The organism is Streptomyces sp. NPDC002690 (assembly GCF_053592415.1).
This window is the reverse complement of record NZ_JBSFVR010000362.1, coordinates 1-7,567: the sequence shown is the minus strand read 5'-3', so window position 1 is coordinate 7,567 and position 7,567 is coordinate 1. Positions and strand designations below refer to the sequence as shown.

General features: G+C 71.2%; 6 protein-coding genes. 3 read left to right on the top strand and 3 right to left on the bottom strand.

Features of this window, described 5'->3' with window-relative positions; translation table 11 throughout:
* Positions 1-2,595: lysylphosphatidylglycerol synthase transmembrane domain-containing protein (locus ACWD3D_RS30460; RefSeq protein ID WP_451463978.1), on the top strand; the 2,595-nt coding region annotated here is incomplete at its 5' end.
* Between the two features lie 111 nt (positions 2,596-2,706).
* Positions 2,707-3,168, top strand: coding sequence for a barstar family protein (locus ACWD3D_RS30455; protein WP_451463977.1), 462 nt, complete (start codon positions 2,707-2,709; stop codon positions 3,166-3,168).
* Positions 3,169-3,188: 20 nt separating this feature from the next.
* Here ACWD3D_RS30455 and ACWD3D_RS30450 read toward each other — a convergent pair whose 3' ends face one another.
* Entirely contained in the window at positions 3,189-3,764 is a 576-nt protein-coding gene (locus ACWD3D_RS30450) for a suppressor of fused domain protein (RefSeq protein WP_451463976.1), read from the bottom strand.
* Between the two features lie 229 nt (positions 3,765-3,993).
* Here ACWD3D_RS30450 and ACWD3D_RS30445 point away from each other — a divergent pair, with 229 nt between their 5' ends.
* Positions 3,994-5,583: an alpha/beta hydrolase gene (locus ACWD3D_RS30445; RefSeq protein ID WP_451463975.1), complete on the top strand. Its 1,590-nt coding sequence runs from the start codon at positions 3,994-3,996 to the stop codon at positions 5,581-5,583.
* Positions 5,584-5,710: 127 nt separating this feature from the next.
* Here the strand turns inward: ACWD3D_RS30445 and moeZ are convergent, their stop codons facing one another.
* Entirely contained in the window at positions 5,711-6,889 is a 1,179-nt protein-coding gene (gene moeZ, locus ACWD3D_RS30440) for an adenylyltransferase/sulfurtransferase MoeZ (protein WP_451463974.1), read from the bottom strand.
* 85 nt (positions 6,890-6,974) lie between these two features.
* Positions 6,975-7,567, bottom strand: a 593-nt coding sequence (locus ACWD3D_RS30435) for a spherulation-specific family 4 protein (protein ID WP_451463973.1), incomplete at its 5' end; no start/stop codon positions are given.

The window sequence follows — 7,567 nt, the reverse complement described above, 5'->3', positions numbered from 1 at the left end:
CGCGTCTCGGGCGACGAACCGCTGCTCGCGGCCCGGGTGCACCGCCCGTCCGACCTGCTGCGCCTGCTCGTCGGCGTGCTCGCCATCGCGGTGCTGCTGGCCGTCGCCGCGTTCGCGCAGGGCACCACGACGGGCCTGGAGGACGACATCTCCCGGGGCACCGAGCAGGCGCCCGACCTCCTGATCAAGGTCGCCGGGCTGGTGTCGAGCATCGCGGTGCTGCTCGTCCCGGTCGCCTTCGCCATCGAACGTCTGATCAAACGCGACGGGCTGCGCATCGCGGACGGGGTGCTCGCCGCCGTGCTCGCGCACGGGGTGACGCTCGCCACCGATCTGTGGGTCTCCCGGTCCGCCCCCGGCTCGATCCAGGACGCGCTGACCCAGCAGCAGCCCGGTCACGCGCTGACCGACCCGGTGCACGGTTACCTCGCTCCCGTCATCGCGTACATGACGGCGGTGGGCATGGCCCGGCGCCCGCGCTGGCGGGTCGTGCTCTGGGTGGTGCTGTTGCTCGACGCGTTCGCCATGCTGGTCGGCGGGTACACCACCCCGTTCTCGATCGTCCTCACCGTGCTGATCGGCTGGACCGTCGCGTACGGAACGCTGTACGGGGTCGGTTCCCCGAACGTCCGGCCCACCGGCCAGCATCTGATGGCCGGACTGCGGCACGTCGGTTTCCGGCCGGTCGCCGCGCTGCGCGCCGACGAGGCGGCGCCCGAGAACCCGGACCAGAACGACCGGGGGCGCCGCTACCTGGTCACCCTGGAAGACGGCCCGCCGCTCGACGTGACGGTCGTGGACCGCGAACAGCAGGCCCAGGGGTTCTTCTACCGGGCCTGGCGGCGGCTCACCCTGCGCAGCATCACCCAGCGGCGTTCCATCCAGTCGCTGCGCCAGGCCCTGGAGCAGGAGGCGCTGCTCGCGTACGCCGCCATCGCGGCGGGGGCCAACGCGCCGAAGCTGATCGCCACCTCCGAGCTGGGCCCGGACGCCGTGATGCTGGTGTACGAGCACATCGGCGGGCGGTCGCTGGACTCCCTGGAAGACGGGGAGATCACCGACGACCTGGTGCGCGGCGCCTGGGAGCAGGTGCGGTCGCTCCAGTCGCGGCGGATCGCGCACCGCAGGCTCGCGGGCGACGCGATCCTGGTGGACGCCTCGGGCGAGGTGTACGTCACCGATCTGCGCGGCGGCGAGATCGCGGCCGGCGACCTGATCCTGCGGATGGACGTGGCCCAGTTGCTGACCACGCTCGGTCTGCGGGTGGGGGCCGAGCGTTCGGTGGCCGGTGCGCTCGCCGTGCTGGGCCCGGACGCGGTGGCCGGGTGTCTGCCGCTGCTCCAGCCGATCGCGCTGACGCGTTCCACCCGGGCGACCCTGCGCAGGCTCGCCCGCGAGCGGGCGCAGCGCGAGCGCGACGCGGCGCTGGAGGCCTCGGACGCCGCGCGCCGGGACCGGGCGGAGTCCGCGTCCTCGACGATGGCCTCGCCGGCCGACCGGAAGACGGAGCGCAAGTCGCAGCGCACGGAGAAGCAGGCCGAGAAGCGGGCCCTGGACGAGGCACGGGAGGAGGCCCGCGAGGAGGACCTGCTCACCCAGATCCGCCGTGAGGTCCTGCTGATCCGCCCGCAGGCCCCGGTCGAACCGGTCCGGCTGGAGCGCATCAAGCCGCGCACCCTGCTGAGCTTCATCGCCGGGTCCATCGCCGCGTACTTCGTGATCTCGCAGATCACCCAGGCCGACTTCGGCACGGTCGTGGAGGAGGCCGAGTGGGGCTGGGTGGCGGCGGCGCTGGGGTTCTCGGCGCTGAGTTACGTGGCCGCGGCGATGAGCCTGCTGGGCTTCGTGCCCGAGCGGGTGCCGTTCCGGCGCACGGTGCTGGCACAGGTGGCCGGGTCGTTCGTGAAGATCGTGGCTCCGGCGGCGGTCGGCGGGGTGGCGCTGAACACCCGCTTCCTCCAGCGCCAGGGGGTGCGGCCGGGTCTGGCGGTGGCGAGCGTGGGGGCCTCGCAGTTGTTCGGGCTGGGCTGTCACATCCTGCTGCTGGCCCTGTTCGGCTATCTGACGGGTACGGAGAAGACGCCGGACTCGCTGACCCCGTCCCGTACGGTCATCGCCGGGCTGCTCACGGTCGCGGTGCTGGTGCTGGTGGTGACGGCGATCCCGTTCCTGCGGAAGTTCGTGGTGACGCGGGTGCGGTCGCTCTTCGCGGGGGTCGTGCCGCGCATGCTGGACGTGGTGCAGCGCCCGCAGAAGCTGGCCACCGGCATCGGCGGCATGCTGCTGCTGACGGTGCTGTTCGTGCTCTGCCTGGACGCTTCGATCCGGGCGTTCAGCGGGCCGGACGTGCCGCAACTGTCGTACGCAAGCGTCGCGGTGGTCTTCCTCGCGGGCAACGCCCTGGGGTCGGCGGCGCCCACCCCGGGCGGTATGGGCGCGGTGGAGGGTGCGCTGACGATCGGCCTCATCGCGGTCGGGCTCCCCAGTGAGGTCGCCGCTCCCGCGGTGCTGCTGTTCCGGGTGATGACGCTGTGGCTGCCGGTGCTGCCCGGCTGGATCTGCTTCACCCAGCTGACGCGCAAGGGGCAGTTGTAGCGGTAGGCGTACGGCCCGGCCGGCGCGCAAGGGACAGTTGTAGCGGTAGGCGTACGGCCCGCCCGTCGGCGCGCAAGGGCCGGTGGCGGCCGTACGCGTACGGTTCCGTGCATGACGATGGCCAGGGGCTTCCACGAGGTTTCCGGTGCGGACATTCCCGGGGTGGTCGAGGAGGCCGCCCGCCGGGGCGTTCCCGTGTTCACGCTCTCCACCGGCGGGCGTACCGACAAGGGGGCGTTCTTCGAGGCGGTGCGGGAGGCGCTTCCCCTGGACCCGCCGCTCGGAACCTTCCGCGAGGTGTGGGAGGCCCTCTCGGATTCGGTCCGGGGCGGACTTCATGCGCTGAAAACCCCCCGCGTGGTCATCGTCCGGCCTGACGCCCGGCCCGTCGCGGAGACGGAGGGCGATTTCCGGATGGCGCTGGACGTCCTCCGGGGCCTGGTCGCGGATCTCGCCGAAGCCCGGTACACCGTCGGAAGGACGACTCAGGTTTCGGTCCACGTCGCGCCGCTCCCGAGCGGTGGAGAAGAAGCGTCGGCGGAGGGCCGAACGGACGGGCCGCCCGGGCGGTGAACGGTCTCCTGACCGACGCCTCACACCACCGATGCCCGGAGGAGATCGGTGGGAATGATCCCGGCGTCGTCGAAGAGTCGCTCCAGCGCCTCATGACCCTCGCGTCTGCGGAACTCGATTTCGGCGGCCGTCACGGGCAGGGTCCACAGGATGCGGGCGTGCCCTCCGGGCAGCGGACAGTGTTCAAGACCGGGCCCGTGAAGATAGGGCAGGCTGATCAGCAGGTGGTCGCAGGCCGAGCCCGGCACCCATGGTTCGCCGATCGGCATGCTGTGCTCCAGATCGAGCCGATGCCCTCCGCAGTGGTAGAAGGCGATCATGGCCATGAGGTCGACGAACCGTTGATCGCGGGCGGGGGCGGTCATGACGAACTCGAGCCCCTGGCCCCCCTCCGTCACGGCGCAGCATCCTGAGGTCACATAGGCCCAGCTGTCGCCGCGTGGGCCGGGGCCCACGACGAGGACCCTCAGGCCGGGCACGGCCTCGCGCCGTTCCGGCCCGAGGTCGCAGGCGACAGGCTCCACGAGATGCCCGTCGAAGAACGCTCGGACATGTGCCTCGACGGCCTCTGCGGCCGGCAGCCTCGCATCGCTCACCGCGTGATCATGCCAGTCCACGGCCAACAGGCCCGACCGTTTACCCGGCGTGATGGCTCGTGGGCACCGGCCGCCCCTGCGCGACACCGGGGCATGCGCGCCCACCCGTCCCGAGACCGGCGCCGGCCTCCGCCTGGGTTCCCGGCGGCGGACACGGCTCAACTACCGTGGCCGCACACATGTCGTGCCGGGGCCGCACCGCCCCGGCGCCGGGGAGGACGACGACACCATGCACATGCACCCACGCGCTCGCCGCGCCACGGCTCTGGCGGGGGCGGCGCTGCTGACCGCTGTCGCGCTGGCGGGCTGCGACGGCTCCACCGAATCGGCGGCCCCGGGCGGAGCCGACAAGGCCGGTGAGGCGACCGGGAGTCCGGCCGCGACCGCGACCGCCACCGCCGCGCCCACCGGGCTGCCGACCGCGCTCACCTCGCAGAAGGCCGACTGGAGGAAGTGCGGGGCCCCCGAGGGCGGCAGCGCCCCGGACAGCCACTGGAAGTGCGCCACCGTGCGGGTGCCACTGGACTACCGCAAGCCGGACGGGGACACGATCAGCATCGCCCTGATCAAGCGTCAGGCAACCGACCGGGGAAAGCGGATCGGTTCGCTGCTCTTCAACTTCGGCGGCCCGGGCGGCTCCGGGGTGAGCATCCTACCCCAGGCGGCGACCGGGTACTCCACCCTCAACTCCCGCTACGACCTGGTGAGTTTCGACCCGCGCGGGGTCGCGAGCAGTGAAGGGGTGAGCTGCCGGAACGACAGGGACACCGAAACGGCCCTGAAACGCGTCGACATGACACCGGACAACCCGGCGGAGAGGGCCGCCTTCCTGAAGGACGGCGCGGACATGGGCGCCGGCTGCGAGAAGGGCTCCGGCAGGATCCTGCCGTTCCTGACGACCACCAACACCGCCCGCGACATGGACCTGATCCGTCAGGTACTCGGCGACAAGAAGCTGTACTACTTCGGCATGTCCTACGGTACGGAGCTCGGCGGCACGTACGCCCACCTCTTCCCGGAGAACGTCGGCCGGGTGGTGCTGGACGCGGTCGTGGATCCCACGGCGGACGCCGTCGGGCACGCCCGGAACCAGGCGACGGGCTTCCAGCGGGCGCTGGAGAACTACCTCACGTCCCGGGGCGAGGACCCCGAGACCGGGACCGCGCGCATCGCCCGGCTGCTCGCGAAGCTGGACAAGAACCCCTTGCCGACCGACTCGGGACGCATGCTCAGCGAATCGCTCGCCATCACCGGCATCGTGACTCCCCTCTACTCGGAGAGCAACTGGCCGGCGCTGACGCAGGCGCTCGACGAGGCGGAGAACGACGGCACCGGCACCACCTTGCTCGCGCTGGCCGATTCGTACAACGGCCGGGACGAGAACGGGCACTACGACCCCCAGGCTCAGTCCCAGCGGGCCATCTCCTGCGCGGACAGCTCCCAGCGGCCGACCGGCGACGAGGCGTCGGCGCTGCTGCCGGAGTTCCGGAAGCTCTCGCCGGTGTTCGGCCCGTTCCTCGCCTGGGACACCGCCGGCTGGTGCGCGAACTGGCCGGTGACCGGGGAGCACGACACCCCGGAGGCGAGCGCCCCGGGCGCGGCGCCGATCCTGGTGATCGGGACGACCGGCGACCCGGCGACCCCGTACGAGGGGGCCCGGCGGATGGCGACGGAGCTCGGCAAGGGCGTCGGCGTACTGCTCACCAACAAGGGCGAGGGGCACGGCTCCTACGGCAACGGCACCTGCGTGACCGCGAGAACGGACTCCTACTTCCTGGACGGGAAGGTCCCGGCGGACGGCTCGACCTGCTCGTCCTGACACGGTCCGGCACGTCCTGAGCAGAGCACGGCACGAGCACGCGAAAGAGGGGCCGCGCCACGGTGATCGTGGCGCGGCCCCTCTTTCGACGTGCGGGCCGTGCGGGCCGTACCTGACGGCGTTCGGTCTAGTAGACCGGCTTCGACGGCTCGATCTGGTTGACCCAGCCGATCACGCCGCCGCCCACGTGCACCGCGTCGGCGAAGCCCGCCGACTTGAGGACCGCGAGGACCTCGGCGCTGCGGACACCGGTCTTGCAGTGCAGGACGATCCGCTTGTCCTGCGGCAGGTCCTGAAGGGCGTTGCCCATCAGGAACTCGTTCTTCGGGATCAGCTTGGCGCCCGGGATAGAGACGATCTCGTACTCCCCCGGCTCGCGGACGTCGATGATCTCGATCTTCTCGTCGGCGTCGATCCACTCCTTGAGCTGCTTGGGAGTGATCGTGGAGCCGAGCGCCGCCTCCTGCGCCTCCTCGGACACGACGCCGCAGAAGGCCTCGTAGTCGATGAGTTCGGTGACGGTCGGGTTCTCGCCGCAGACCGCGCAGTCGGGGTCCTTGCGGACCTTGACCTGGCGGTACTGCATCTCCAGCGCGTCGTAGATCATCAGCCGGCCGACGAGCGGGTCGCCGATACCGGCGAGCAGCTTGATGGCCTCGTTGACCTGGATGGAGCCGATGGACGCGCAGAGCACGCCCAGCACCCCGCCCTCGGCGCAGGAGGGAACCATGCCCGGCGGGGGCGGCTCCGGGTAGAGGCAGCGGTAGCAGGGGCCGTGCTCGGACCAGAAGACGGACGCCTGTCCGTCGAACCGGTAGATGGAGCCCCAGACGTACGGCTTGTTCAGCAGTACGGCCGCGTCGTTGACGAGATAGCGGGTGGCGAAGTTGTCCGTGCCGTCCACGATCAGGTCGTACTGGGCGAAGATCTCGAGCACGTTCTCGGCTTCGAGCCGCTCTTCGTGCAGGATCACGTTCACGTACGGGTTGATGCCCAGCACCGAGTCCTTGGCCGACTGGGCCTTGGAGCGGCCGATGTCGGCCTGGCTGTGGATGATCTGGCGCTGCAGGTTCGACTCGTCGACCTCGTCGAACTCCACGATGCCGAGCGTGCCGACACCGGCGGCGGCGAGGTACATCAGGGCGGGCGAGCCGAGGCCGCCCGCGCCCACACAGAGCACCTTCGCGTTCTTCAGCCGCTTCTGTCCGTCCATCCCGACGTCCGGGATGATCAGGTGGCGGGAGTACCTGCGGACCTCATCGACGGTGAGCTCGGCAGCCGGCTCGACCAAGGGTGGCAGCGACACAGGAACCTCAACAATGCAGGTGGTCGGTTTCTACGTACTTCACTTACGTACGGTTGTTCTCCCGGTAACACTGCCACGCCCCCGCTCATTCCGAGATACCCGGTCCGATCCGCGAGACGATTTCGTCCCAGTAGCCGGGCAGTGCCGCGAATGGATCGGTTTGTCGGTTGCGGCCGTCCCGGTCGGTGAAGAAGATCGTGCCCGCGCCCTGCCAGCGCGCGATGCGCATGGCCTCGTCCAGGTGGGTACGGGGGACGCCGTGGACGAAGTGCGCGAACCGTTCGGGCGGGTACTCGGCGGTCCACTGGGCCACCTGCGACCAGCGGTAGTCGGGCCAGGACCCCCGGAAGGTGACGAGCTGGTCGGCGGCCTCGGCGTAGCCGGGGTAGGGATGGGTGCCGAGCCCCAGCACGATCCGTCCGCCGTCGCCGTCCGGCCCGCCCCGGACGGCCTCGCTCTGCGCGACGAGTTCGCGCAGGGTGGCGGTGAGCCGACGGACCGCCGGGAGGCCGGCCCGCTCGGTGGGGCAGCGGCCGAGGTAGAAGCCGCCGACCCGGTACCAGTCCAGGAACCGCTGGGCGTCGACGACCAGATCACCGAACGGCCGTGCCCCGTGCACCAGGTCGAGGTGGCCGAGCAGCCGGCCGCCCGGGGCGGCGGCGCCGGGAGCGCAGCCCT